The following is a 25,823-nucleotide window of genomic DNA, read 5'->3' on the forward strand; positions in this document are numbered from 1 at the left end:
TTCAGGAGCCCCGGCCGATCATGCGCAGCGCTCGGTCCCGGATCGACCGCCCATAGGCCCAGCACCAGACGGCCAGCGCCAGCATCGCAACAGTGAAGTAGGCCCTGGCCTCGATCGGCACCGGATTCATCTCCGAGATCGTCAGAAAAGGTTCATAGCCCACGAAATCGCTGGCGGCCAGGGTGCTGAAGATCAGCGCCAGCACCGGCCCCGTGAAATGCGGCCGCTCGCCGCGCGTGGTCTTGTCAGCCCAGAAGGACCAATGGATGAAACGGCTTAGCTGGATCGTCACCGCGAACAGCGGGATGACGACGGCGAGCATCAGGACGATAAGGGCGACGAGGACTTGAGGCGGAAGCATGGCGGGATTTTAGCGGCACATCAGGCATTGTCCTTCACCACCCCCTTGCACAACCTGTACCGGACCCACAGGCCGATCACGGACAAAATCAGCGCCGGTCCCAGATAGTAGGGAAAAAAGAACAGGAAATACCCATACCAACGGTCATAGTTCCGGGCGACGTAATAGACGAGCAGGGCACCCACGGCCGCAAACGCCCAGACGGCTACCATGGACACGGCAAACCACTTGCGCGATGCCGCGGAGCCCAGGGCTCCGAAACGGTTTGGGCGCACGTGGACTGCGATCCCGAGGAGATAGAGTAGGGGCAGCGCAAAACCCAGGGCTTTTGTGGCGTAGAGGATCATGTCGGTGGACCACATGACGAATTCACGCACAACCGTCTCCTACGGATCAAGCTCTCCGATGACCCGCTTCATCAAGGTTTATCTCTATCCGGACTTCTGACGTGATCATCGATTCGACACCCAATCGCTTCCCGGAAGCTCAGGGGCCACGTTGCTGAAATCCGATACCAGCGGACGCGTGACATAGCGCGCAGCAGCCTTGCCATCGGGATAGATACGCAATTCCAGCACCACGGCGCCCGCTGGCCGCTGTGGCTGTGGAAGCATCACGACAAATGGATAGTCTCCCTCTCCCGTTGCTTGAGGACCAGAGTCATAGCGCCACGATATCTGCATCGGAGCATCAGGCGCAGCTGGCCTGTAACCGAATGACTGCACATTATTTCCTGTGGCCGAATTCGCTCTGGCGATCCATCGCAGACCAGGCATCAACGAATACGCCACGTCGTACTGCGTAAAGTTGTACGAGTAGACCGCCACCGATCCTTCCAACGCGCTTCGTTGAAAATTTTGCGTCTGGCTTCGCTCTACGTAGACATAAGCCCCCGCCGCCACGGCGATCACCGCCAGTACACCGAGTGCGACCAACCGCCCGAGTTGCGAGCGCCCTGTCTTTCCCTGATTCCGCTCAGACATCCTCGACATCCCACTTTGATCATAGGCTTGCCCAGTCGCCACTGGTTCCACACCGATTCCTGCGCATCCACGGGCTCTGGCATTTCTGTTGCTGTCGCAAAGCGAGCTGGCTAGAGTCCCCGACGCTCTCGCGGCATGCTCATCCCCTATGCTCTATCACTCAAGCCGGATGCTTCCGACGCCGACACAGCTACGGACGAACCGGAGCCATTCCATCCAGATTGGCGCGCATCTGATCAACCCGCGATGCCGACTCATTGTCCGACTTGAACTTGGCTTGTTCCGCCTTGAAGTCGGTCTTGCCAAAAATGTCCTTGTCCCGCACGCGGAAATACAGTGAAGTGCTGGCCAGCAAATGATCGGGCCAGCTGCTCAACATGGCGTCATGCACCAGGAAGTCGAACAGCGCCATGACCTTAGGAGGCAAAGGGTTGGTCCCGGCGCTCGCCTCGCGCCATACGTTGAGCAGGCGCTTTTGCACTTCGCGCTTGGCTTTCATATCAGCGAAAGGATCTTTCGGCTTGTCCTCTTCGGTCAGCGTGCCGCCGCCGCGTGTGATGAGCTCGTTGCGCATTCTTTGCATATCCTTGAGATTCTGTTCCCACGCCTCCATGGCATGCACCGAATTCGGATTTCTCCTGCGAAATTCTTCCTTGCGCTGTTCATTCGCAATGTCCTGGCGCTCCCCCTCTTCGAGCGCACGGTACTCTTCTTCCAGCCGCTGCCATAGCGGCTTGAAACGCTGCGGCGGCAATTCTCCACGGCTCGCGACGGCACGATTCCAACGTTCGTCCTTGAGCGCTTCCAGCTCTTTCAGGCGAGCCGTGTTCTCGGGCTTGTTGCGTTCCTCGCGCGGCAGCATGGATACGCGCCTGAACTCTTCGTTGTATTCCTGCTCCGGAGTGAAGAAATCGCGATCCTGGATCCATTTTTCGGCAGGATCCGACATATCAGCCTTGAAGACGGGATCCTGGTAGCGCACTGCGAGCCACCGCAGGAATACTTCCATGTGTGGAATGAAGTCCATGCCTTTCTCATACTTCACCACGCCGCGATATGCGTCCACCAGTTCAGCGATGCCATAGCTCTGCGCCCCCTCCCCCACGCGTGACGCCAGGGAAAATTTGATGGCGATCAGCGGCCGAACCTTGAAGAGCTGTTCCATGCTGTACATCGCTGCGCCGCTTGCCAGGGCTTGGTGCAACATATCGCGCAAGGGCACCCGAGAGAGTTCCGTGCGAGCACCCAAGGAGCCTGCCGGACTCACTCCAGTGACATCGCCGCTGGAACCTGGATAGAGATACTGCTCGCCCCGAGTCTTCTCCAGACTGTCGATGCGCTGATTGGCGCGCAGTTCATGGCCTGCTGCGAAGTGAACGCACTTCTCCACGGCGGCCGGCACCGTCAAGGCACGGTCCTTGTGGGTTTGCTTCAGCAAGTCGGTAAATGGCATGAATCCCAAGAAGGTGCTCTCGTCCATGATGGAGGAAACGGAGTCCAGCAGGCCAAGAAACCGGATCCGGATCTCCGCAGCGGGAGCCCCCTCCTTCCCCGGCATCACCAGGTCTTGATCGTTCCGACGCCGATACTTCTTGACCAAGTCGTTGATGAATTGGCGAGCCATCACACCGCCACGGTCGGCGCCAAACACGGAGATCTCTATGCGCCGCACATTGTTCATCTCGGCGCTGACCGCGTCATGGGCTGCCTTGAGCTGACGTAGAGCGGCGTCGACCCGAGTGTCGACTCCTGTTCCCATGAGATAGGCGACCGTCTCATTGTCCCGGATCACGGGTACCCCTTCCATCGCGGTGGTCTTGACGACCTCTTTTCCCGCAGTCCATGCGACCTTCAAGGGGTTTCTCTTGAAGCCGGACCAGAACCCCTGTACCGTGGCTTTCGCACGATTTGCCAGGCGTTCGGGATCCCAGGCATTCCATATCCGCACAGCCTTGTCGGGAAGCGTTTTGACGTCCTTCACTACGTCGTTGTAGGCCTTTACCATAGGCTGGAAGGAGCCTTCCTTGATCATCTTCTGCGTCGCGGCTCGTAAGCGCTTCAGAACGTCATGCTCAGGAATCTCATCCAGCCGGGCGATGTTCTGGCCCGCCTTGCCAAGATTCTTGGCGCTTTCGCTCAGCGCCTTGCTGCCCGCGACGGTAGCCGCATAGATCAGGGCGTCTTGCTTTTCTTTTGCATCCTCGTTCAACTCGGTTCCCAGTCCCGAGTAATAGAAGCGAAACCAGAATTGCTTCTCGGGACGCCCCAGATCCGTCTGAATGTAGTGTGCCTCCCAAAGCCTGCAAATGTTCGAATAGAACGTCGGATCATTCCGGTCCACGTCCCGGCTGCGCCCGAAACCATCAAAGAAGAACCCGATCCGAATGACCGCACCGCACTCCAGGCAATCGTCCTTGGGATACGCAGCTTCGTTCTCGGCCATCTTCTTCAATACGGAAGCCGGCGTACGATCTTCCGGCGGCAGGCCACCCGAGGTTTTGTCAACCATTCTTCTCTCCTGAAGCCTTCTCTTCCGCCCTCAGACGTGCAATCTCTCCTTCAGGCATAGCCTCGACAGCCTTGGCAAAGTCGCCCGGTTGGCGGCCCGGCTTGGCCAGCATTGCGGCAATCTTCGGATCTCGATCAAAATTTGGCGAAACCGTAAAATACAGCAGCATGTATTGCTGCATGTCGCGCTTGTCTTCAATACGGTATTCAATCCAAGCCGTCCTCGCTACCTTTCCCACGGCCCTCAATACCGCATAGCCATCCCTGTACCCCTGAAGCGCATCTCGATGAGCGGCATAAAGCCAATCCGTGACGGAAACCAGCGGCAGACGCGTTTGCCCAAGCAACTTTCGGCTCAATGCGATTTCCATGTGCTCGTCGGGATAGATGTGCAACTCCATGTACAACGGACCGTCACCCGAAGGAATCTGCGCCGCAGGGAAATGCACCTTCGTTTCCTTATGAAAGATCACCTCGTCGAGCTTGCCGTCGTACAAATGTTTGATCGCTTCTTCGCCGTCGGCGCCGCTCCATTTCACGACGAAATCGGTGCCTTTCAGCGTGTAGCAACACGTACCCGACCCTTCTCCGCCGCCAACGCCGACCGCACCCGAGCTGGCGCTGCGGCCTGCGTTGTCGGTCAGTTGAATGGTGTCAAGGTCCCAAGGTGTGTAGTTGAAGGCAACCAAGGTCACGCCTTGGTACGTAGGCTCGCCATTGCAGCCCGCCAGCAAGCCCAGCCACATCAGAACGACAATCAGGCCCTTACGCATTTCCCGTCCCCTCCCGCAACAATCCATCCCACACGTCGTCAGGCACATCCTCCAGCGCCTGCGACAGCCCAGAGCCCTTGAATGCGCGCAGCGCGGGCTGAATCACCTCGTGTTCATCAAAACGCGGCGATATTGTGATACCCCACGCCACATAGTCCAGCATGTCCCGCTCGCTTTCTATCCCGTAGGCACGCGCCCGCGCCATCTGCTCCAGCACCTGCTCATGCAATTCGTCCTGCCGCAGGTCGCTGCCCAGAACTCCCATATAGATGCGGCGGATTTGTTGGGTCAGCTTGTCCGGATAATCCATATCCAGCAGCGCCTGATGCTGCGCCAACGTAAACGGCTGTGGCGCCGGCAGCGCCGCAGCGCTCAATTCACGTTCTCCACCGCCCTTCCACTCGGCGATGGAACCGTCCCGGCGCAAATAGCGCATGAGCGTCAGCGGCCCCAGGAAACGTTCGCGCTCTGCTTCGCTCCAGACCTGAAAAGCGCGGTCCAGAATGCGGCTGTCGTAGAAGTGCAGGTAATACTCGCGACCGTCCGGCAAGCCATAGTCGCCGTAGTACGCGCAATGTGCCATTAGTTCGGCCAGGGCCATGGGCGACAGGATATGGGTGACCGCAAACTGCCCACCGTCCGCCTCGTACACCCTGCGCAGCAGCCGCAATAGTTCAGAGGTGTATGGCCCGTCCGTGTCGCGCCCCAGTTCAAAACGCGTCAGATCGTCTATTTCGATCAGCAGGGGCGCGATTTCACCGTATACGGCCAGATCCGTTCCCAGCCAGACCGAACCGTGGCTGACTTGAGCGCTGCTCTTGATCGGCGCGGCCAGCTCCGCGCGGTTGCGGAAATCCACGAGCAGATAGGCATGCATTGCCTCGCCCGTTTCGATGCGGCTGATTTCAGCATGCCGCAACGTCTCGCCAAGCAGGGATTGCCAATCCGTCATGCGCTTGCCCGCCTCATGCCTTGTCCGTGATGGACTGCACGCCATCGTGCGCGTCCAGCACGCATTGTTTGCAGACCGTGAACTGGGGAAAAGCGTAAGGCATGCGGTCCGGCCCCGCAAACTGCTTGTTCCCCGTCTTCACATCGATCCGCCCCGGCGCGGTCACCGTGATGTTGCCGCCTTCCAGCACGATGCTGGCGCCGGCCGCGGTGGCGATGCGGATGCGTTTGGGCGCGGCATACTCGACGTTGGTCTGCGCGCTGCCGATGGTGATGTCCTTCTGCGCCTGCACGCGCAGGATGTCGTGCTGGGCCTGAACATGCACGTCGCCCGTGGCGGAGATCAGGTCCAGGCCGGAGTCCGCGCCGCCCTGCTGCAGGCCGGCGACGATGCCCAGGCCCTGTCCGGTGTGCACGCGCAGCGCGCCCATCACCGCCAGGTTCTGGTCCTTGCCGGCCGACCAGTGCACGGTCTCGCCGGCGGTGTATTGCATGTGTTGGCCAGCGACCTGCGCCAGTCCCGCGCGCGCGGCCATGAACACGACCGGATCCGTCAGGTGCGGCACCTTGCCCTCGGCCGCCTGGGTGTGCTTGGCCGAAGCGTCGCTGCGCGCACCATCCAGGCTTTCGCCTGCGACGGTGCCGGACACGGCGCGATGCATGGCGGCCAAAGGCGCCTTGCCGTCGTCCAGCACGCTGGCTTCCGCTCCCTTGGAGCCCAGCGCGCTCGCCAGGCGCAAGCCCTGGTGCGCGCCGACCACGCCATCCAGCGAACGCGCCATCTGGTCGGCCTGGCTGGCCAGCGCCTGCAAGCCCGCAGCCTCGCCTGCGGGGCCGGCGCTGGCGCCGGTGCCGGCGTAGGTGCTGAGGAGCACGCCCGCGCCGCCGCGCACGGCGCCGTAGGCGTCGGTGCGCAGCTCGGCGCCCAGGCCGCGCAGTCCGCCGCGGTAGTTGCCGGCCTGATGAATCAGGTGGCCCAGGTTCAGTTCGCTGGCTTCCTGGCTACTCTTGATCTGCAGGCGCAGCTGTCCGTCGCTGTCGTCGAACACGATCTGGTTGTAGCCCGAGCCGCCGAACTCCTTGCTCTTGAAGCCGCTCAGCGCGGCGGCGTTGCGGTGGTTCTCGTCGCCGCCCGCGGCGCCATGCCAGGCAGGCGCGTTGCCTCCCGCCAGGTTGGCCTGGGCGCTGGGTGCGGCATCGCGCGCGGCGGTGTAGACCTGGGTGTCGGCTTTGCCGCCGTCCCGGCCGCCCGGCGTGGCGGGCGTGCCGCCCTCGCCGCGGCCGTTGTACAGCGCGCCCACGACGATGGGCTGGTCAACGTCGTCGTCCAGGAAGCGCACCAGCACCTCCTGGCCGATGCGCGGCACGAAGCTCATGCCCATGCCTGCGCCCGATTGGCGCTGCGCCACGCGGGCCCAGCGGCTCTTGGCCACCCCCTCGGCATCGTCTGCCTGCCAATGGAATCGGATGCGCACGTCGCCGCGCTTGTTGCGCAGGATCTCGTCCTCGCCCTGCGCCTGCACTGCGCCGTCGGCGCCCGTGACGATGGCCGTGTGCACGCCATGGACCGAAGGCGCGCCGCTCAGGCGCGCGCCGCGTGTCTGCGGCAACGCTGGCCGCCAGGGGCGGTCGCAACGCACCGCCTGGAAGCGGTTGGCGTAGCCGACCTCGCGCGCTTTCGCCAACACCGCGGCGTCGGGCCGCGACGGATCGGCGTTCGAACCCGCCGCGCCAGGCGCCGCGGGCGCCTCGGTATCCAAGGCCAAATGTGCGTCCAGCCCGCCCAAGCGCTGCGACAGCGAGGCTCGGGTTTCTGGCGGCAGGTTGTTGATGCCGACGTGCTCGACCCGGTCCAGCGCAAAGGCGGGCTCGAAGCCTTCTTCGCCGGCAGGCCCCAGTGGAGACATGTTCTGCAGCGTGAAACGCGTGCCGGAACGGAAGGTACGCACCCCGCCCTGGCCGACAAAAGTCTCAGCGCCGGCTTGTACGGCTTCCATCGCGAGCGTGGCCTGGCGCCGCGCCTCGGCCTCATCAGCAAAGCTGCCGTGGCCTGCCACCTCGTACCATTCCAGGCCCGCATCGTCAGTGCCGTCTGCCGGACGCGCCAGCGCCTCTGCCGCCACGGCGCGTTTGCCGCCACCGTGCCAGCCCAGGACGGTGACGCGGTCAGGACCGCGCCGCCACTGGCGCGACATGGCCTGCACGGTGTCGCGCGACTCGGTCGCGCCGGCGCGGTGAAAGCGCACGCCGCCGCCTGCCGACTCGGCATCCTCGGCCAGGCCGCGGCTGTCGGCGAAGATCAGCGCGACGTGGCGCGCGGGAACCTCCGGATCTTCGACCGTCGTCCAGCCCAGGCCTGCTTCGGCCAGCAGGCGGCTGATGAAGTCATAGTCGGTCTCGCGGTACTGCGTGGTGTAGGGGCGCGGCGCCACGCCGGCCTGCGCTTCGGCCGCATCGGGAGCCACGCGATGCACATAGCCTTCGTAGCCGCCCAACACATGGCTGACGATGTCCAGCACGGAACGCGCTTCGAACACGCGACTGTTGCGCTGCTGCGTGGCCAGCCACAGCCAGGGCGCGACCGTCAAGCGGTAGCGCGCCAGGCCCGCGTCGCCCGACAGCAGTTCGGCTTCGCGGACCAGACCGCTGCGGCTCGCGCGGCTGCCGTCGGCGCGCGTGGTCCACAGTGTCACGGGGCGGCCGATCATGTCGCGCAATTCCAGGCCGGCGTCGTCGGACAGCGCGACCACGCGCGTCTGCGAAACGCCCGACAAGGCTTCGCGCGCGATCCAGCCCTCGACCTGCAGCGAGGCGAGCGCGCCCTCGCCTTCCAGGCTGTAGAGGCGGGCGTCGGAACTGAACAGGCCAGGCGTTGCAGTCGGATCCATTGCGGAAAAAAACCTTCTCTGAAGACTCAGGGTTCGACCTGGGCTTGCGGATTGGGGCATTCGGGCGCCGTGCCCCAATAGCCCGAACACACCCGCAAGCGGCATTGCTCGCTTTCCAGGAAGCCCAGCTTGCGGCATTGCTCCAACCGGGCCGCCAGGGGCGAGCCCGGCAGTTCGCGGACGAAGACGCCGTCGTTCTTGTAGACCTTGGTACCGGGCGGCGACGCCGGCGGCAGGCCATAGGACATCAGCGCGGCCAGCAATGCGGCGTCGGAATCGTTGCGCGGCGTCTTGGCGCGCTGCGGCGCGGCCTGGGGCGACGCTTTGGGCGAGCCTTGCGAAGTGATCGCGCGCGGCACCGTGGGCCCGGCTGCCTTGGGCGCAGCGGCCTGCGCCTGCAACGCAGCGCGAGGCTGCGGCGGCGCGGCGGTGACGGCCAACGCAGACAAGGGGTTCTCGGGCGCGCGGTCCTCATCGGCATTGGGAAGTCCCAATTGCGCGAGAGGATGGTCTTCGATGACGGCCGCGGAAGAAGGCTGCGGGTCGGGATCGGCAGCGGCCACGCGCGCACCCGCTGTTGGAGCGGCTGGCGCGGCGGCGGGCTGCGCTGGCGGCGTAACCGGAGGAGTCGATTCAGCGACCACAGGCAGCGGCGGCGTATCGAACACGCTATATAGCACCGCGCCCGCGGCGCCCGTCAGCAATAGCAGCAGCAAGGCCAGCGGCAAGCGGGAACGGCGCTTGGGCGCCAGGTGTTTGACTTCGGCGTCCGGCACTCGCCCCTCTAGCGCGGCGAGGATGCGCGACGCTGCGCGTTCATCCGGTGACGGTGAGCGTCCTGCGAGCAAGCTGGGAACAGAGGTCGGTGATCGCGATCTTTTTTCGTCTTCTGCCATGCGAAGTCCCGTGTCTTCAGAGGTCGTCTAAACCCCTGTAACCAAGGGGTTCGAGAATACCTGATGACTTCTTTCGCATCATCGATTCTTGTTACGAGTTCTAAGCCACAGACGCGTTTTGCAACGTCCAAGCGCTTGCCTGAATCCCGAATAGAACAAAAGATTACGCCTTCGTAACTGAGGGACCTCCTTGCTTCTCCTGCTGCCTCTCTACTTTCTGCTCGCCATCGGCGTTTCCGCGTTGCTTGTCTTTCCGTCCTTGCGGGAGGCCACGGCAAGGGGAGCGCGCGCGCTTGCACAGGGAATACGCCAGGGCATGGCGCGCGGCGCGGGACACGCAGGAGGGGCGATGGGCGACTCCGCACAGGCGCTGCGCACGGGCTTTGGAAAGGCTGGCGGCGCGTTTTCGGCATACCGCTGGCACATCGCTGCGGGCCTGCTGGTTGTGTTGCTTCCGTCACTTTTCGCTTTCGTCATGCGACACAATCACACATTTGTTTACGAGGATCGGACCGCGGGCCCGGACCCTCGCATCCAGGCTTTGCTGACCGGCGAAAGACTGGTCCCGCCGCCTCCGCTGCCGCCCGAAGCGTTCACCACGCGCGAAGTGGAATTGGTGCGTCCCAACCTGGGCGGCGCCAGCCGCGACTGGAACCTGCTGGACGCCGATTACCGCCAGCGCCTGCTGGCCGCGTACCGCGTGATGCGTGAAGAGCACGGCTACGAGATGGTGCTGATCGAAGGCTATCGCAGCCCCGACCGCCAGGCGGAGCTTGCCAAGATGGGCTCGCACGTGACCAATGCCGGCGCCTACCAGAGCTATCACCAGTTCGGCCTGGCCGCGGACAGCGCCTTCCTGCGCGACGGCAAGGTGGTCGTGTCCGAAAAGGATCCCTGGGCCATGCGCGGCTACGAACTGTTCGGCGAAACCGCCGAGCGCGTCGGCCTGACCTGGGGCGGCCGCTGGAAGATGATGGACTTCGGCCACACCGAGCTGCGCCGCCCCGGCGTCATGCGGCGCAATGGCGGAGCCGCGCAATGATCAACTCCGAAAGCGTCATATCGCATCCATGAGCCGCATACTCAAAACCGGGCTGTTGCTGGCCCTCGTCTTCGGCGTGGTCTGGCTCGCCGTCATCATCTGGTGGCAGGAGTCGCGCACGCTGCCTACGGGCGTGGACATCGGCCTTTATCTGTTCGCGCTGCCGCTGGCGTTGATCGCCGCCGCCTGGAGCGGCGCGCGCATCGTGCGTGCGCGCCGCGAGGCCCGCGCCGCGCCGGCGCAGCCCGCGCAGGACGACGCCGCCCAGACCGCCGAACCCGCTCCCCAGGCCGCGAGTCTGCGCGTGCTGGCCAGCGCTGCCAGCGCCGCCGTAGGCAGCGAGGCCATCGCGATCCATGCCGCACTGGCCGCGCAGCAGCGTCCGGATCTGGACCCTTCCTTCAAGAACACGCAAGGCTTTCCTGTCTTCAGCGCGCGCGCGCCGCAGCTCGATACCGATGCGCTGCGCGCCGCGGCGCGCGAGGCCCGCGCCCCGGCCGCCGCGCTCGAAGAAGAACGCGTGCGCGCAACCGCCCTGCTGGCAGAGGTGGTGGAGGCGCTGGCGCTGGAAGCGCGCGCCATCGTGCTGAAGCAAGGCGAACCGCAACATGACGAAGCATGGCCGCTGCTGCAGCTGGAACTGCTGCTGCCCGCCGACTGGTCCGACGCCGTGCGCGACCATGCCGTGGACCAGGCACTCGCGGCGGCGGCGTGGCCTGCCAGCCGCATAGTCCAGCGCCTGCACGCCGCGCCAGACGCGCTCACCAGCGATGGACTGCTGCGCCAGCTGGCGCAGGAACCCCTGACCGCGCGCAGCGCCACGCTACGCCTGGTTGCTGTCGCCGACTCCCACATCGATGCGACGCGCGTCGAGCAATGGGACGCCGCCGGCCGGCTCATGTCGAACGCCAATCCCCAAGGCCAGGTGCCTGGCGAAGCCGCGGCGGGCCTGTTGCTGGACCTGGGCGCCCATGCGCCTGGCGGCGAGCCCGCACGCAGCGACTCCGCGCTGACCCTGACCCTGTCCGCACAAACACAGCGCGCGGTCGACGCCGACGCGCGCGGCGCGCTGCATGAGCCACGCGTGACCGAGTTGGCCACGCAATTCCTGGCCGAACAAGGCCAACCCGCCGATGGCGTGGCCGCGCTGATCAGCGATGCCGACCACCGCGGCAGCCGCCCGCTGGAGACCGCCGGCCTGGCTGCTGCGCTGTTTCCGGCGCTGGACCCCAACCAGGACTGCCTGGCAGTAGGTTCCGGCTGCGGCCATACCGGCGCGGCCGCGCATCTGCTGACCGTGGCCGTCGCGGGCGCCGCCTGCGCCCAGGCCGGCGCGCCCGTGCTCGCCCTCATGACCCAGGACCCGGCGCTGCGGACGCTGGCGCTGGTGTCGCCTTCCGAAACCCTTCCCGCCTGACCCACAAGAACATAGCTCAAACCATGCGCAGCCCCTCCGATCTCCTATCCGGCGCCTCCCGCGCCATCAGCGAAGGCCGACATTGGTCCTCGCGCGCGCTGGCCAATCCGCGCACCTTCATGGCGCTCGGGCTGCTGGCCCTGGTGGTCTTCCTGTTCCTGTTCGCCGACACGGTGGAGATCGGCCTGGTCTGGGCGGGCATAGCCCTGGGCGTATGCGTGCTGCTGTGGCTGTGCGCCTATCTGTGGCGCCGGCGGCGTACCCGCAAGGCCAACAAGAACCTGGGCGACATGCTGGAGCAGCAGGTGCAGACGGGCGCCGCCGCCAACCGCAACGACGTGGAAGCGCTGCGCACGCGGCTGACCCAGGCGGTGCGCACCATCAAGACCTCGAAGATCGGCCAGACCTCGGGCAACGAGGCCCTGTACGAGCTGCCCTGGTACATCGTCATCGGCAACCCCGCGGCCGGCAAGAGCAGCGCCGTGATCAATTCCGGCCTGCAGTTCCCCTTTGCGGACAAGAACGGCGCGGCGGTCCGCGGCGTGGGCGGCACGCGCAACTGCGACTGGTTCTTCACCACCGAAGGCATCCTGCTGGACACCGCCGGACGCTACTCGGTGCATGAAGAGGACCGCAATGAATGGATGGGCTTCCTGGACCTGCTCAAGCGGCACCGTCCCAAGGCGCCCATCAACGGCATCATCGTGGCCGCCAGCATCGACGAGCTGACAGGCGCGGGTCCGGAGTTCGCGATCAACCTGGCCAAGAACCTGCGCCAGCGCGTGCAGGAGCTGACCGACCGCCTGGAAGTGTTCGCGCCGGTCTACATCATCTTCACCAAGGCCGACCTGATCTCGGGCTTCAGCGAGTTCTTCTCCGACAGCGACCAGAGCGAGCGCGACCGTGTCTGGGGCGCGACCCTGCCCTACGGCGCCGAGGAAAACCGCGACGTGCTGGCGCTGTTCGACAGCCGCTTCGACGAACTGTATGAAGGCCTGAAGGAAATGGGCACGGCGCAGATCTCCCTGCGCAACAGTCGCGACCTGCCGCCAGGCCTGCTGACGTTCCCGCTGGAATTCGCCGGCATCAAGCCGGCGCTGCGCACGTTCCTGTCCACGCTGTTCGAGACCAATCCGTTCCAGTACAAGCCGGTGTTCCGCGGCTTCTACTTCACCAGCGCGCTGCAGGAAGGCATCACGCAAAGCACTTCCACCGAGCGCCTGGCCGAACGATTCGAACTGCGTCCCGCCGCGCGCGCGCAGTCGCGCAGCGTCACCTCCAACAATGGCTTCTTCCTGCGCGACCTGTTCTCCAGCGTGATCTTCGCGGACAAGAAACTGGTGCGCCAGCACGCCAGTCCCGCCAAGACGCGCATGCGCTACCTGGCCTTCTTCGGCCTGGTGCTGGCGCTGGGGCTGGTACTGGGCGGCTGGAGCTGGTCCTACCTGGGCAACCGGCAACTGGCGCAGAACGTGCAAGCCGACCTGGACAAGGTGGTGCGCCTGCAAAGCGAGCGCACCGACCTGCAAAGCAGGCTCGAAGCAATGGAAATCCTGCAGGACCGCATCGAACAGCTGGATCGCTATTCCTCCAGCCGTCCGTGGTCCCTGGGGCTGGGCCTGTACCATGGCGATGTGCTGAAGGAGCGGTTGCTGGCCGAGTACTACAACGGCGCGCGCCAGTTCATGCTGACGCCGGTGAAGGCCAGCCTGGAAGACTTCCTGGCCAAGGTCGACACCTCCGCCGCAGCAGCCAGCGGCAACGCGCCGCAACCGGCGCCGCAGCAGGCCCGCGCCGCGCACGCGGGCAATGGCGACACGCTGTTCCAGGACGCCTCGCCCACCAACGCGGACGACGCCTACAACGCGCTCAAGACCTACCTGATGATGGCCAACCATCAGCACGTGGACCCCACGCACCTGTCAGACCAGATCACGCGCTTCTGGCGCGGTTGGCTGGAAACCAACCGCGGCGCCATGCCGCGCGACCAGTTGATCCGCAGCGCCGAGCGGCTGATTTCGTTCTATGTCGGCCGCGCGCAGGACGAAGGCTGGCCGCAGATCGACACCAATCTGGCGCTGGTCGAAAAGACCCGCGGCAGCCTGCGCGCCGTGATGCAGGGCATGCCGGCGCGCGAACGCGCCTATGCCACGCTCAAGGCGCGCGCCGCGACGCGCTTCCAGGCCATGACGGTGGCGCGCATCGTGGGCGAGAACGACGCGGGCGTGGTCGCCGGCAGCTACGCCATCCCCGGCACGTTCACGCGCGAAGCCTGGGAACAGTACATTCAGCCCGCCATTGGCGAGGCCGCCAAGAAGGAAGTGCAGACCAGCGACTGGGTGCTGGGCGTGAACGCGCGCGACGACCTGACGCTGGAAGGCAGCCCGGAGCAGATCCAGAAAAGCCTGGCGACGATGTACAAGACCGAGTACGCCGAGGAGTGGCAGAAATTCCTGCGCGGCGTGACGATCAAGCCCTTCACCAGCTTCGAGCAATCGGTGGGCGCGATGAACCGCCTGGGCGATCCGCAGACCTCGCCCATCGCCAAGCTCATCAATACCACCTATGAGCAGACCTCCTGGGACAACCCTTCGCTGATCAACGCCGGGCTGCAGCAGGCCCAGAGCGGCGTGGTCGGCTGGTTCAAGCGCGTCATCCTGCGCCAGACGCCGCCGTCCGCCGCGCCCGCCACCGCCGCCAACGGCGAGGCGATTCCAATGGGTCCGGTGGGACGCGAATTCTCCGACGTGGCGCGCCTGGTGGTCACGCGCGACAACCAGTCGCTGCTGGGCAACTACATGGGCGCGCTGTCCAAGATCCGCACCCGCTTCAACCTGCTGAACAACCAGGGCGATCCCGGCCCCGGCGCGCTGACGCTGATGCGCCAGACGCTGGAAGGCAAGGACTCGGAACTGGCCGACGCGCTGAAGCTGGTGGACGAGCAGATGCTGGCGGGCATGTCGGCGACGCAGCGCGAGACCCTGCGCCCGTTGCTGGTGCGCCCGCTGATCCAGGCCTACGCCGTAACCATGCAGCCAGCGGAATCCGAGTTGAACAAGGTCTGGAACGCGCAGGTCTACCGCCCGTTCAACCAGACCCTGGCGGAGAAGTACCCCTTTGCCAGCCGCGCCAGCGTCGAAGCCAGCAGCGATGAGATCGGCCAGGTGTTCGGCCCGCAGGGCAGCATCGCCAAGTACGTCAACGACACGCTGGGTCCGCTGACGGTGCGCCGCGGCGACATCCTCACGGCACGCACCTGGGGCGACATGGGCGTGAGCCTGCAGCCCACCTTCACGGCCAATTTCGCGCAGTGGGTGGCGCCGCTCTCGGGAGGCGCGGCCGGCAGCGGCGCGGCCAGCCAGCCGCAGACGCTGTTCCAGATCCAGCCCAAGCCCGCGGCCGGCGTGACCGAGTACACCATCGAGATCGACGGCCAGCAGCTGCGCTACCGCAATACCCCGCCCCAGTGGGTCAATTTCGTGTGGCCCAACGCCCAGGGCGCCCCCGGCGCGCGCATCACCGCCACCACCTTCGACGGCAGCGTGGTCGAGATCGTCAACGAACCCGGCCGCTTCGGCCTGGAACGCCTGATCTCCACGGCCCAGCGCACCGCCAACGCCGACGGCAGCTTCAACATGAGTTGGGGCAAATCCAACGTGACGGTGCCGGTGAAGCTGCGCATCATCAGCAACGCCCAGGCGCCCGGCGCCGGCGGCAGCGAGCCCGGCGGCAGCCAGGGCCTGCGCAACCTGCGCCTGCCCTCGTCCGTGATCGGCGCCTCTCCCGAATCCTCCGCCCAGACGCAACCCGGAGCGCCGCAATGAGCAGCCCGCAGTCCCCCTTGTTCCGCACGGCCTACTTCGGCAAGATTCCCAGCCGCGGTGATTTCGTGAAGAACACTTCACATCCGCAGCTGATGGCCACGCTGGATGCCTGGGTCGCCAGCACCATGGAGATGTTGGCGCAGGAACCGCACTGGAAGGCGCTTTACGACGAAGCCGAGCCCATGCCGTTCGCCATCCTGGGGTCGCGCGGCAAACTGGCCATCGCGGGGCATCTGCAGCCCAGCCAGGACCTGTCGGGCCGCCGCTACCCTTTCCTTTCCGCCACCTCGGTGGAAGTGCAGAAGCCGTTGGCCTTCATTGCCCGCAGCCCCATTGCCTTCAGCCGCATGTGGAACCGCATGAGCGGCGCCGCTGCCCTGCTGATGCAGGACGGCGATCCCGCCTCGGCGCTGCAAACGCTCAACGAACTGGAAGGCGAAATCCGCACAGCGGCCGACGACGGCTTCGACGCCTTCGTCGACCTGCAGACCGTGGAGCGGCTGGAGGCGATGCTGCGCGGCAACGGCCACGCCGCGCGCGTGCACGACATCATCCTGGCGCTGGGCATCCTGCTGGAGCCGGTGATGTCCAGCGGCTCCTCGCAGCTGGACAAGGGACTGTCGCTGCCGCTGCCGGACGATCCGCTCTACATCAACCTGGTGGCCGCCTATTGGATGACGCTGATCTCGCCCTTCCTGTCGCGCGCGGACTTCGAGATCACCCTCTTCATCGGCCGCATCGCCGGCAAGCATCGGCTGGCCGTGGATTTCCGCGGCGCCTCGCCGCAGACGCTGGCCAGCCTGCTGTCCACGCCGCAGGCGTATGCCGAACAGCACATCGTGCTGGAGGACGCGCCCTGGGTCCGCAACCACGTATCGGCCAGCCACGGCCTGGCCAAGCTGTCCAGCTATCTGGACCAGCCGCGCCTGTCCTTGCGCCTGGCGCTCGACACCTTTCTTGAAGTCTTTACCGGAGCCTGACCATGCGCCTTTCCTTCATGCTCATGGCGGCGCTGTATGCCTGCACGGCCGCAGCCCAGGACGCGGCCACGGTGGTGCCCGCCAACGTCATCCCCCAGCCCGGCCAGGTCGTGGCCAGCGGCGCCGTGCCGGACGAAGCCGCCAAGGCCGATGTGCTGGCCCGGCTGCAGCAGGTGTATGGCGTGGGCAACGTGATCGACCAGATCGATGTGGGCGGCGTGGTCGCGCCGCCGAACTGGTCGGAGCACGTCGGCAAGCTCATCGGCCAGCCATTGAAACAGATCAACCGCGGCCAGTTGGAGATCGACGGCACCCAGATCCGCCTGCGCGGCGAGGTGCAGAATGAAGCCTCGCGCCAGCAGATAGCCAGCGCCTTCGCGACCTCGCTCAATCCCACCTACAAGATCGTCAACGGCCTGCGCGTATCCGCCAGCAAGGACGAACAGGGCTTGCTGGACCAGGTACTGACCAACCGTGTGGTGGAATTCGAGACCGGCAGCGCCACGCTCACCGCGCGCGGCCGCGAGCTGCTGGACAAGGTGGCGGACGTGGTGCCCAAGCTGCATAGCGACAAGGTGCAGATCATCGGCCACACCGACAGCTCCGGCAGCCGCAGCACCAACCTGGCGCTGAGCCAGGCGCGCGCCGATGCCGTCAAAACCTACCTGGTGGACAAGGGCCTGCCGCCCGCGCGCTTTGAGACGCTGGGCGCGGGGCCTGACCAGCCGGTCGCCACCAACGCCACGGCCGAAGGCCGCGCCAAGAACCGCCGCATCGAGTTCCGCGCCAGCCGCTAGGCGCCTGGCGCTTGGCCGGCCCGCGCGGGCCGGCTTGTGCAAACAGTGACTTTGCGTTCAGCCGTTGTGGTCCGGCGGCTTGGGCACGCCCAGCAGCTCTTCCAGGCCGGACAGCGCATCGCCGTTCTTGAGGACGGTGCGCAGCCACAGGTGCAGCGACATCTCGCCCCAGCTGGCGGCCTTGTCGGCCAGATAGGCCACGGGGCTGTGAGGCTCGGTGCGGCGGAAGAACTCCGCCACTTCGCGCAGCTGCGCCAGCGCCTGCTCGCGCGTTTGCAGCGGGCCGCGCGCGGCTGCGGGCGCGGCGGAAACAGGGTCGGCAGCGGACAAGGTCGGCTCCATCCGGGCAGTTGCGGGCGCAGCGGTGGGAGCGGCCGGCGCCGCGGTATTCGCGCGCACCAGCAGCCCGGCGTCGCGGGCGAAGCGGCGGGTCAGCTCGGTCACGTCGCGCAACGCGTCGCGCACCGGCGAGAAGGCCGGGCCCTCGTCGCCCAGGCGTTGCGCCAGGGTCTGTTCCAGCGTATCCAGCGCCGCGAAGCAGCTTTGCAGATTACCTTCCAGTTCGGAATAGAAAGCGGGCGGCGTGTCGCGCCGCGCCGCGTCGAACTGGTCCAGCGTGAGCTTGCCGCGCGTGATCTCGGCCGCGTTCTGCGGCGCGCGCTTGACCGCGTTGGCCAGTTGCGAGGCGCTGTCCCACAGCGCCGCGCCATAGCGCCCGCCCTCCGACTGGGTCAGCGGCAGCTCGCGGATCAGCTGTTGCGAGCGTGCCAGCAGCCAGGCCAGGTTGCCCACGCGCTGCTGCACGTCGCCCTCGTCCGGCACGGGGTGCAGGCCGTCCCAGTAGTGGCGGCACAGGCCGTCCACCAGCAGATAGCCGTCGCGCAGGCCGGCGAAGCCGCGCGTCTTGGCCCAGGCCTCGGCCAGCCAGGCGGCCACGCGCACGTCCTTGCTCTGTTCGCGCAGCACCGTGGTGCAAATGCGGATGACTTCCGGCCAGTCGGCCTCCTTGATGTCGATAACCCAGTCGCCCTGGTCCAGGTTCGGATCATCGTGGCGGCGGGCTTCGCGGATGGCGTCAAATTCGGCTGAGAACACCATGTCGACGCCGCAGGGCGCCTCGCCCGCAATGGGCTGCAGCAATGTGTCGATATCGCTCATATAGATCTGGTCGGATGGCAGGATCGCGGCCGCCGGGCCAGCGGCGGGCAGCGACAAGAGGACCGATCCTCCCATATCTGTAACGACTGCGCGTTTGAAGATGACACGTCCTATTACAAAACGCATCACGGACCCTGGATATCATGCGGGTTCCCCAGGACAAGGATGCGCGATGAACAAGTCATTCCACATGATGCCCGACGGCCGCTTCATCATTGGCAAGCCGCGCCGTTGCCCCGACGGCACCTACGTCGGCGACGGCGGACCCATCACCCGCGCACCGGATGGCACTTACGTTGCCGGCAAGCCGCAGCGCGCGCCTGACGGCCGCTATCTGGGCGGCGACGGTCCGGTGCGCATGGCGCCCGACGGCAGCTTCGTCACCGGCACGCCGCGGCAGGCGCCGGACGGCACCTATCTGTAAGCACACATAACCAAACTGACAGGGCAACAGGCAGCCATGGCGCAGCTATCGGTGATACGCAAGGGCGACCGCACCTCGCATGGCGGAGTGGTCGTCACGGGCGACGAAACAGTAATGATCTTCGGCCAGCCCATGGCCCGGCTGGGCGACCGCGTCACCTGCCCCAAGTGCAGCGGCACGCATACCATCGTCGAAGGCGCGGCCGCCGTCAGTTCGGACCGACGCACCGCGCTGGAAGGCATGAAGACATCCTGCGGCGCCACGCTGATCGCAAGCCAGCAGTTCTACCGGCTGGAGCAGGGCTAGACCCCGGACCGCGCAAGCAGGCGCCTCAATCCCAGGCGCAGCGCCAGCACGGTGAACGCAATAGGCAGCACCATGCGCCACTGCGCCACGAACAATTCCATCGTGGCCTCGCCCGGCGCCCAGGTGTTGCCGAACACCTGGGCCTCGGGCGGCGCCAGATAGAGCGCAACCAGCGCGGCGGCCAGCGTCGCCGCGGCCCGCCATGCGGCCGAACGGCGCACCCGCGCCGCGCGCTCGGCCAGCGCCAGCGCCAGCAGGCCGGCCAGCCCCGCCAAGGCGGCATCGACGTAGAAGTCGAACGGCCCGTACATGAACGGCGCATCCGGAATCATCCAGCCGTAGGCATCGGTCTTCAGCACTGAAGTCAGGCAAGCGCCGAACAGCGCCGCCGCAGCAGAGAGCAGCAGGAAATCACAGAACCGCAGGAAGAATTTCGGCATCATGGAACGGGAATGCGCCGCGTGCGGCGGCGGGGTGCGGGCGCAAGAATGCCACAGGAGGAATCCCGCTGCATCCGATACGCACCGCCCGGCGCGATTGCTCGCCAGGCAGCGGCGCGCCGCGTTCTCTGAGAGAATGCCGCCTGTCTCTCAGGCTCCACCGCTCAGACCTCAAGCAGCACCCATGACGCTTCCGCAATCCAGGCTGTACCCGTTGCTGTTGTCCGGCGCGCTCGCGCTCGCCCTGGCGGCTTTGCCGGCATATGCCTCCGCCGGCTCGTCCTCCCGGAAAGCCGCCACCCGCAACACGCCCGCGACGCCGCCCCAAGGCATGCCGCAGTACGGCAAGGGTGAACATGGCCGCTACCTGATCCTGAGGCTGGACAACAGCCGCGGCGGCGGCATCGCTCCCAATACGCCATACCGCCTGTTCCTGACAGGCGAGGACAAGGCCATCGAGGGTACGCCCGACCACGACGGCATCGTGCACGGCGTCACCGACGCGCTGGGCCGCAGCGCCTGGATCTGGACCCGCGAGGCGCATTCCGCCGAAGACTTCACCTTGATCCGGCGCATAGGGAGCGGCGCCTGGGGCAGTGTTTTCCAGCTGCAGAGCGGCGGGGATAATGGTCCGCTGGGGGGGTGGCCTTACATCACCACCATGCATGTGCGCTGGGGTGAGCAATGGGTAGACCTTGGGTACAGCACCGCGCAGGGCAATACCGCCTACTTCAGCCACGCCCGGCCGGCGGCCTCCCTTTCGATCTCGGTCGAGGCCAATGCGGCAGAGAACCGCCGCTGCTTCGACGAGCTGGACGCCATCAACCGCAAGTTCAGCCAGGGCGATGCCGAGGGCGCGCTGCAACTGGTGGATACCGCCGCCTGCGGCGCAGAGCCGCAGCAACAGCTGGACATGGCCAACCTGCTGCTGATGGCCGGCCGCGCCGACCTGGCGCGCCTATGGCTGGAACGCGCCCGCTCAGGATCCGAGCCCGTGGATCATGACGTGCTGCGCGCAAGATTCAAGCTGGAACGCCTGCTGGGCCTGCCCGCCCTGGCGCTGGAAGACGCGCTGGAATTGCAGCGGCGCCAAGCCGACGTCCCCCTGCGGGACGATCCCGACTGGGCCAACAGCATCGCCTACTATCTGGCGGATTTTCCCGACTACCTGGCGCAAGCCGAGGCGCAAGCGCACAAATCGATAGCCACGGCCGGCGCCCTTCCCTACAACCTGGGAACGCTGGGCTGGATCCTCGTCCTGAGGGGCGAGGTCGACGGCGGGCTGGACCTGCTGAAGCAGTCCTACCGCGAGATTCCGCGCGACGAGGAAATCGTGGCCGATTACGGCCTGGCGCTGTGGCGCCACGGCCAAAAAGACCTGGCCACTGGGCTTTGGAAACAAGCCGAGGCCCAATGCGTGTGGGGCGGGCGCATGTACGACGCGCTGCGCGAGGCCGGTCATCCGCACCCCTACTTCCAGGCCGCGAATTCCCGAGCGGTGCAGGCCTATCAGCAGCGCTGCGCGGCGCCGCAGACCAAACGCAAGATCAGGACTGGCGCTGCCGTCAAAGCGTAAAATAACGAAGACAGACCAGCAGCGCCCCGCAGCAGCGGTACGCGCAGGAGACCACCATGAAATCCGCCCTGATCCGCTTGCTTACTCTCATGGCCACGGCCCTGGTCCTGGCCGGTTGCGCGCAGGGCAATGGCGGCCCGCCCCATCCCGGCGCGGTCAATCCCTACAGCCAGGGCGGCTTCCACGACGCCGGCCCCAACTACCCCGACACCGGCCGCTGACCAGCGCCGGCCTCAGGCTTCCCGCAGCGCGCCCGACTTCAGCAGGGGCGCCAGGATGCCGGCGGTGTAGACCCGCGCCAGGTTCACCAGGAAGTCAGTGAAGTCCGCCTTCGCGGCATGATCGGCCTGATCCGAAATCACCCTCAGCACAGCGAAGGGCACGCCGAATTCGTAGCAGACCTGCGCCATCGCCCCGCCTTCCATTTCCAGGCAGAGCGCATCGGGCAGGCGCTGGCGTAGCTGGTGCGCATAGTCATTGCTGTTGACGAAGACGTCGCCGGTGGCGATGAGCCCATGGTGCACCCGCGGCGGCTGTCCGCCTGGTCCCACCGGCAAGCCGCCCTGGCGCACGAACTGTCCCGCGCTTTCCAGCAGCCGTTCGCTCAGGACCGGATCCGCATCGAAGCGTTCGCGCCCCAACAGGGGAATCTCATACTGTCCAAACAGCGGGCGCGCGTCCATGTCGTGCTGCATCAACGCACTGGCCACGACCACATCGCCCACCGCCACATCCTCATGCAAGCCGCCCGCCAGTCCGGTGAAGACCACCCGCGACGCCTTGAATTCCTGGATCACAATGGATGCTGTCGCAGCCGCGGCCACCTTGCCAATCCGGCTCAACGCAATCACACAAGGCGTGCCCCACAAGGTGCCGACGTGGAAGTCGCGCATGGCAATGCGGTGAATGGCGGCGCCCGGATCCATCGCCGCCAGCAGGTCGGCGATCTCTTCGTGCAAGGCGCCCAATATGGCTAAACGTCCCATGTACATCTACTCGATTGATGCGCGGCCCGCGGCCGCCCTGCCCCGCAACATACTCCATGCCCGGCGCGGCCGCCAACGCGTGCGGGCCTCCCCGCGCTTGCCTGGAGGATTGCTACTTTTGATGTAGTGAAGTTTTCCTCCTGCGCCCGCGCCGCCGTGCGAACCCAGACAATGCGCTGGATTGCGACCAATTAGCTAGTCAAAAAAGCGGTGTACGTCCATGCAGCAGGGAAACCATGCACCCGGCGTTGTCCGAACGCCGTGCTAGCTTACCGTCGCGCACGACGCGGACCATGCCAGCAAACAGATTCATTGCAAGACTCAATCTGTGGAGAACGATCATGGTGAAGAATCTGGCCGTATTCTTCGACGGGACCTGGAACGAACCCAATGACCGCACCAACGTCTACGAACTCTACAAGGCGGCGCCCGAGACCTCCACGCAGGAGACGTTCTATATCGAAGGCGTAGGCACGCAGGGCCAGGGCCTGTGGGCGGCCATCGACAAGTTCGCCGGCGGCGCCTTTGGGGCAGGACTGTCGGCCAATATCCGCACGGGCTACCGCTGGCTTTGCCAGCGCTACCAACCGCGCGACCGCATCTTCCTGTTCGGGTTCAGCCGTGGCGCCTACTCCGCCCGCAGCCTGGCCGGCATGGTGCGCAAATGCGGCCTGCTGAACGATCCCTCCGACAACAACGTGGAGCAAGCCTATGCGCTCTACCGCGACGACTGCATCCCCTCCTCGCTGGAAGCCGCGACCTTCCGCGTGAATTTCTCGCGCGAGACCGACGTGCATTTCGTCGGCGTCTGGGACACGGTCGGCAGCCTGGGCATACCGGTAGGCGGCATCCCTTTTCCGGGTTTCTCCAGGTTCTACAACTTCCACGACACCGAACTCAGCAACCACGTCCATCACGCCTATCACGCAATCGCCACCAACGAATTTCGCGAACCGTATGCGCCTACCCTGTGGACCCGGCTGGCTGACTCCGAGCCGCGTCCAGCCGACCATCCGGTCGAGCAGCGCTGGTTCATCGGCGCCCATTCGGACGTCGGCGGCGGCTACCGGGACGGCAGCCTACAGACGCTGCCCGCCTCGTGGCTGCAGGAGAAGGCGCGCCAGGTCGGCCTGGAGGCCGGACTGGCGCAACGTGTCGCCACGGACTACGACCAATGCGAGCCGCACGACTCCTACCGCGAGTTCACGGAGAAGGTGCTGATCCATGTAAAAAAGCGCCCCAGGCTGTGGGATGGCGCGACCGTGCTCAATCTGACGGTGGACGACCAACTCCTGAAACGGTTCGGGCGCAGCCTGGATTTCCTGAAGGAGTATCCCGACTTCAAGAACGCGCTGGAAAAGCTGCCCGTCTCACGGCCATGATGGGCCCGCCGCGCATGTTGGAAGAAGCCCTGAAAGCGCTCGCAATAGAGTGATGCAATGCGCTGGCAAATGAGACTTTACGACTTAAAGCGATACAAACTTCGTTCCGTCGGACTGTGGCGGGAAAACCATGCATTGGGCGGCCCATTTCAAGTAACCTCCGGCCACCAGTCATTGTTCCGAGCCGATGTTTACGCATGTTCCGCAATGTCTTTGCTCTCAAATCCCTTGAAAGGTATTTCCTGACGCTGGCAGCCAGCGTAGCGCTGCCGGTCTCCATGCTGACCGTGATCGTGGTGCAGCAGAACTGGCGGTCGCTGGCCGCCACCGACGACGCCATGCGGGGCTTCATCGTAGTCCGCACGACCCTGATGACGATGGAAGCGGTATCCGCCGAACGCGGCCCAATGAACTCGGCGCTGGGCTCCGACCTGCCGGTCCCCGAAAACATCCTGCGTGCGCTGGCCGAAGCCCGCCAGCGCACCAATGCGCAAGTCGCCGACCTGCTTGCGCTCTACCGCGCACCTCTCAATCCCAACGGCGCCCGCGAATTCACCAACATCCAGCGCATCCGCGAGTCCCTGTTGAACGCCCGCGCCAGCGCCGACGCGGCCATCGCCGCGCCCCGCGCCAACACGTCCGGCCACAACCTGTGGACAGTGGTCGGCGACATGGTGGCGGTGGTTCCCGAACTGCGCGCCGCGATGTCCGACGGCATCGGCCTGGTCGCCCGGAACCAGGGCGAAGACTTCGACCTGCTGTCCCTGGCGCTGCTGGCCGGCGAACTGCGCGAACAGGCGGGACTGGTCGGCTCCACGTTCGCGCCGGCCCTCAGCAAGCGCCGCACGCTGACCGCCAGCGATCAGCTGAGGATAGAACGCGTGATCGGCCGCATCGACGAACTGCGCGCCCTGATCGACGCCAACATCGCCAGCATGCCGCGATACGCATCCTCCCTCGCCTACCGCGAGCTGCAGCAGCAGTACTTCGGCGATGGCATGAGCTACCTCGACAGCGTGCGCGCCATTGCCGAACGGGCGCCGGAGGAGTCATTGGTGTCGATGTACGAACTCGGCGCGAACTATGTGCCGCGCATGAAGTCCATCGTCCGGTTTCGCGACCTGATGCTCAACGAAGTGGAGCGGCGCATCGGAGAAAACCGCCAGGCCGCGATCCGCGTGCTGCTGACCACCCTGGCGGCCGCGGCGATGCTCACGGCCGCGTTGATAATCGGCCTGACCATGTTCCGCAAGCGCGTCATCCGGCCTTTCGTCCGCGCCACGAACATCATCGGCGCGATCGCGAAAGGCGGCGATGTGCCACCCATTCCCGCCGACCAGTACCGGGGCGAAGTCAACGGCATGTTCAAGGCGCTGAACGTGCTCAACGACAACGCCACCGCCGTGCGTAAGCTGGAACTCGAACGCGACCGCCTGATTCAAGACCTCGCCATCATGGCCGAAACGGATTTCCTGACCGGCCTGCTGAACCGCCGCGCCTTCGAAAAGCGCCTGGAAGCTTCGCTGGACGATATCCGCAACGATCCGCAGAGCGGTCTGGGCTTCATCCTGTTCGACATCGACCACTTCAAGTCCATCAATGACACGCACGGCCACGCTACAGGCGACGAAGCGCTCAAGACCGTGGCCGATCTGTGCCGCAAGACCTTCCGCGAATCCGACGTGGTCGCGCGCGTGGGCGGCGAAGAGTTCGCGGTGCTGTGCCGCAGCCGCAACCCCGACCGCGTCCGGGACATCGCGGAACGCATGCGGCTGAGCATCGCGCAAACGCGGATCAGTGCCGGCGCAGGCGCCAGCTTCAGCATGACCGCCAGTTTCGGCGTGGCCCACGCCCGCGGCAGCGATACGGCAGCGCTGGAAAACCTGTCGCGCCGCGCCGACGAATTGCTATATAAGGCCAAGCTGACCGGCCGCAACTGCGTGCTGCTCGAACAGATGGCTTGACGCGCGGGCGAGCCTCCCCCGTTTGGCAGCAGCGGCACTACGCCAGGGAATGCACGACTATGGCTTGTCATTCTTGAAGAACAGCGTTCCGCGGGATTCGAGCAGACGCCGCATGTTCTCCAAGTTATCCTGACTGAACCCGCGCCCGAACCTCTCGCCATCGTCTT

General features: G+C 65.6%; 22 protein-coding genes. 11 read left to right on the top strand and 11 right to left on the bottom strand.

Annotated features, from left to right (window positions below; translation table 11 throughout):
* Nucleotide 1 precedes the first annotated feature (1 nt).
* From IB259_RS14815 to IB259_RS14850, 8 genes are all read right to left on the bottom strand, one after another.
* Entirely contained in the window at nt 2–361 is a 360-nt protein-coding gene (locus tag IB259_RS14815; protein ID WP_192329395.1) for a hypothetical protein, read from the bottom strand.
* A 20-nt stretch (nt 362–381) separates the two neighbouring features.
* Entirely contained in the window at nt 382–738 is a 357-nt protein-coding gene (locus IB259_RS14820; protein WP_192329397.1) for a hypothetical protein, read from the bottom strand.
* 75 nt (nt 739–813) lie between these two features.
* Complete coding sequence (locus IB259_RS14825; protein ID WP_147400242.1) at nt 814–1,344, bottom strand: hypothetical protein; 531 nt, start codon at nt 1,342–1,344, stop codon at nt 814–816.
* A gap of 190 nt (nt 1,345–1,534) precedes the next feature.
* Nucleotides 1,535–3,853 carry a DUF2235 domain-containing protein gene (locus IB259_RS14830; RefSeq protein ID WP_054452048.1) on the bottom strand — a complete coding sequence of 773 codons (2,319 nt, stop codon included), beginning with the start codon at nt 3,851–3,853 and terminating at the stop codon, nt 1,535–1,537.
* Nucleotides 3,846–4,625 (bottom strand): DUF3304 domain-containing protein, encoded by a 780-nt coding sequence (locus IB259_RS14835; RefSeq protein ID WP_054452049.1) that lies wholly within the window; start codon nt 4,623–4,625, stop codon nt 3,846–3,848. Before IB259_RS14835 ends, IB259_RS14830 begins: the two co-directional genes overlap by 8 nt.
* The gene (locus IB259_RS14840) at nt 4,618–5,577 is read right to left on the bottom strand and encodes a DUF4123 domain-containing protein (RefSeq protein ID WP_192329399.1); all 960 of its coding nucleotides are present in this window, start codon (nt 5,575–5,577) and stop codon (nt 4,618–4,620) included. Before IB259_RS14840 ends, IB259_RS14835 begins: the two co-directional genes overlap by 8 nt.
* 13 nt (nt 5,578–5,590) lie before the next feature.
* A complete protein-coding gene (locus IB259_RS14845) occupies nt 5,591–8,464 on the bottom strand; it encodes a type VI secretion system Vgr family protein (protein ID WP_192329401.1) in 2,874 nt (957 codons plus the stop codon).
* A gap of 26 nt (nt 8,465–8,490) precedes the next feature.
* Nucleotides 8,491–9,240 (bottom strand): hypothetical protein, encoded by a 750-nt coding sequence (locus IB259_RS14850; RefSeq protein ID WP_054452052.1) that lies wholly within the window; start codon nt 9,238–9,240, stop codon nt 8,491–8,493.
* A 310-nt stretch (nt 9,241–9,550) separates the two neighbouring features.
* Here IB259_RS14850 and IB259_RS14855 point away from each other — a divergent pair, with 310 nt between their 5' ends.
* The 5 genes from IB259_RS14855 to IB259_RS14875 all read left to right on the top strand — a co-directional run bounded on the left by IB259_RS14855 (nt 9,551) and on the right by IB259_RS14875 (nt 17,420).
* The gene (locus IB259_RS14855; protein ID WP_054452053.1) at nt 9,551–10,402 is read left to right on the top strand and encodes a M15 family metallopeptidase; all 852 of its coding nucleotides are present in this window, start codon (nt 9,551–9,553) and stop codon (nt 10,400–10,402) included.
* 28 nt (nt 10,403–10,430) lie between these two features.
* Complete coding sequence (locus IB259_RS14860; protein WP_192329402.1) at nt 10,431–11,819, top strand: hypothetical protein; 1,389 nt, start codon at nt 10,431–10,433, stop codon at nt 11,817–11,819.
* 119 nt (nt 11,820–11,938) lie between these two features.
* A complete protein-coding gene (tssM, locus tag IB259_RS14865) occupies nt 11,939–15,643 on the top strand; it encodes a type VI secretion system membrane subunit TssM (protein WP_225596882.1) in 3,705 nt (1,234 codons plus the stop codon).
* Entirely contained in the window at nt 15,640–16,623 is a 984-nt protein-coding gene (gene tagF, locus IB259_RS14870; RefSeq protein ID WP_054452055.1) for a type VI secretion system-associated protein TagF, read from the top strand. Before tssM ends, tagF begins: the two co-directional genes overlap by 4 nt.
* Nucleotides 16,624–16,625: 2 nt before the next feature.
* Entirely contained in the window at nt 16,626–17,420 is a 795-nt protein-coding gene (locus tag IB259_RS14875) for an OmpA family protein (RefSeq protein ID WP_119450364.1), read from the top strand.
* 57 nt (nt 17,421–17,477) lie between these two features.
* Here the strand turns inward: IB259_RS14875 and tssA are convergent, their stop codons facing one another.
* The gene (gene tssA, locus IB259_RS14880) at nt 17,478–18,578 is read right to left on the bottom strand and encodes a type VI secretion system protein TssA (RefSeq protein WP_192329654.1); all 1,101 of its coding nucleotides are present in this window, start codon (nt 18,576–18,578) and stop codon (nt 17,478–17,480) included.
* A 172-nt stretch (nt 18,579–18,750) separates the two neighbouring features.
* Between tssA and IB259_RS14885 the strand changes: the two genes are divergently transcribed.
* Together IB259_RS14885 and IB259_RS14890 are read left to right on the top strand one after the other, a co-directional pair.
* The gene (locus IB259_RS14885) at nt 18,751–19,002 is read left to right on the top strand and encodes a hypothetical protein (RefSeq protein ID WP_054452057.1); all 252 of its coding nucleotides are present in this window, start codon (nt 18,751–18,753) and stop codon (nt 19,000–19,002) included.
* Nucleotides 19,003–19,038: 36 nt separating this feature from the next.
* Nucleotides 19,039–19,308: a PAAR domain-containing protein gene (locus tag IB259_RS14890; protein ID WP_042795237.1), complete on the top strand. Its 270-nt coding sequence runs from the start codon at nt 19,039–19,041 to the stop codon at nt 19,306–19,308.
* Here IB259_RS14890 and IB259_RS14895 read toward each other — a convergent pair.
* Entirely contained in the window at nt 19,305–19,751 is a 447-nt protein-coding gene (locus IB259_RS14895) for a hypothetical protein (protein WP_225588880.1), read from the bottom strand. The two genes, IB259_RS14890 and IB259_RS14895, sit on opposite strands and share 4 nt — an antisense overlap.
* Before the next feature lie 181 nt (nt 19,752–19,932).
* Between IB259_RS14895 and IB259_RS14900 the strand changes: the two genes are divergently transcribed.
* Together IB259_RS14900 and IB259_RS14905 are read left to right on the top strand one after the other, a co-directional pair.
* A complete protein-coding gene (locus tag IB259_RS14900) occupies nt 19,933–21,324 on the top strand; it encodes a tetratricopeptide repeat protein (RefSeq protein WP_225596862.1) in 1,392 nt (463 codons plus the stop codon).
* A gap of 56 nt (nt 21,325–21,380) precedes the next feature.
* Nucleotides 21,381–21,545 (top strand): hypothetical protein, encoded by a 165-nt coding sequence (locus IB259_RS14905; protein WP_166738255.1) that lies wholly within the window; start codon nt 21,381–21,383, stop codon nt 21,543–21,545.
* Between the two features lie 12 nt (nt 21,546–21,557).
* Here IB259_RS14905 and IB259_RS14910 read toward each other — a convergent pair whose 3' ends face one another.
* Nucleotides 21,558–22,310: a 5'-methylthioadenosine/adenosylhomocysteine nucleosidase gene (locus IB259_RS14910; protein ID WP_192329404.1), complete on the bottom strand. Its 753-nt coding sequence runs from the start codon at nt 22,308–22,310 to the stop codon at nt 21,558–21,560.
* Between the two features lie 341 nt (nt 22,311–22,651).
* Here IB259_RS14910 and IB259_RS14915 point away from each other — a divergent pair, with 341 nt between their 5' ends.
* On the top strand, nt 22,652–23,692 hold the full coding sequence (locus IB259_RS14915; protein ID WP_175212641.1) for a DUF2235 domain-containing protein: 1,041 nt from the start codon (nt 22,652–22,654) through the stop codon (nt 23,690–23,692).
* Between the two features lie 197 nt (nt 23,693–23,889).
* The gene (locus IB259_RS14920) at nt 23,890–25,656 is read left to right on the top strand and encodes a diguanylate cyclase (protein WP_192329405.1); all 1,767 of its coding nucleotides are present in this window, start codon (nt 23,890–23,892) and stop codon (nt 25,654–25,656) included.
* Nucleotides 25,657–25,823: the final 167 nt, after the last annotated feature.

The sequence above is a fragment of the Achromobacter sp. ACM04 genome, assembly GCF_014851465.1.
GTDB lineage: Bacteria > Pseudomonadota > Gammaproteobacteria > Burkholderiales > Burkholderiaceae_B > Achromobacter > Achromobacter aegrifaciens.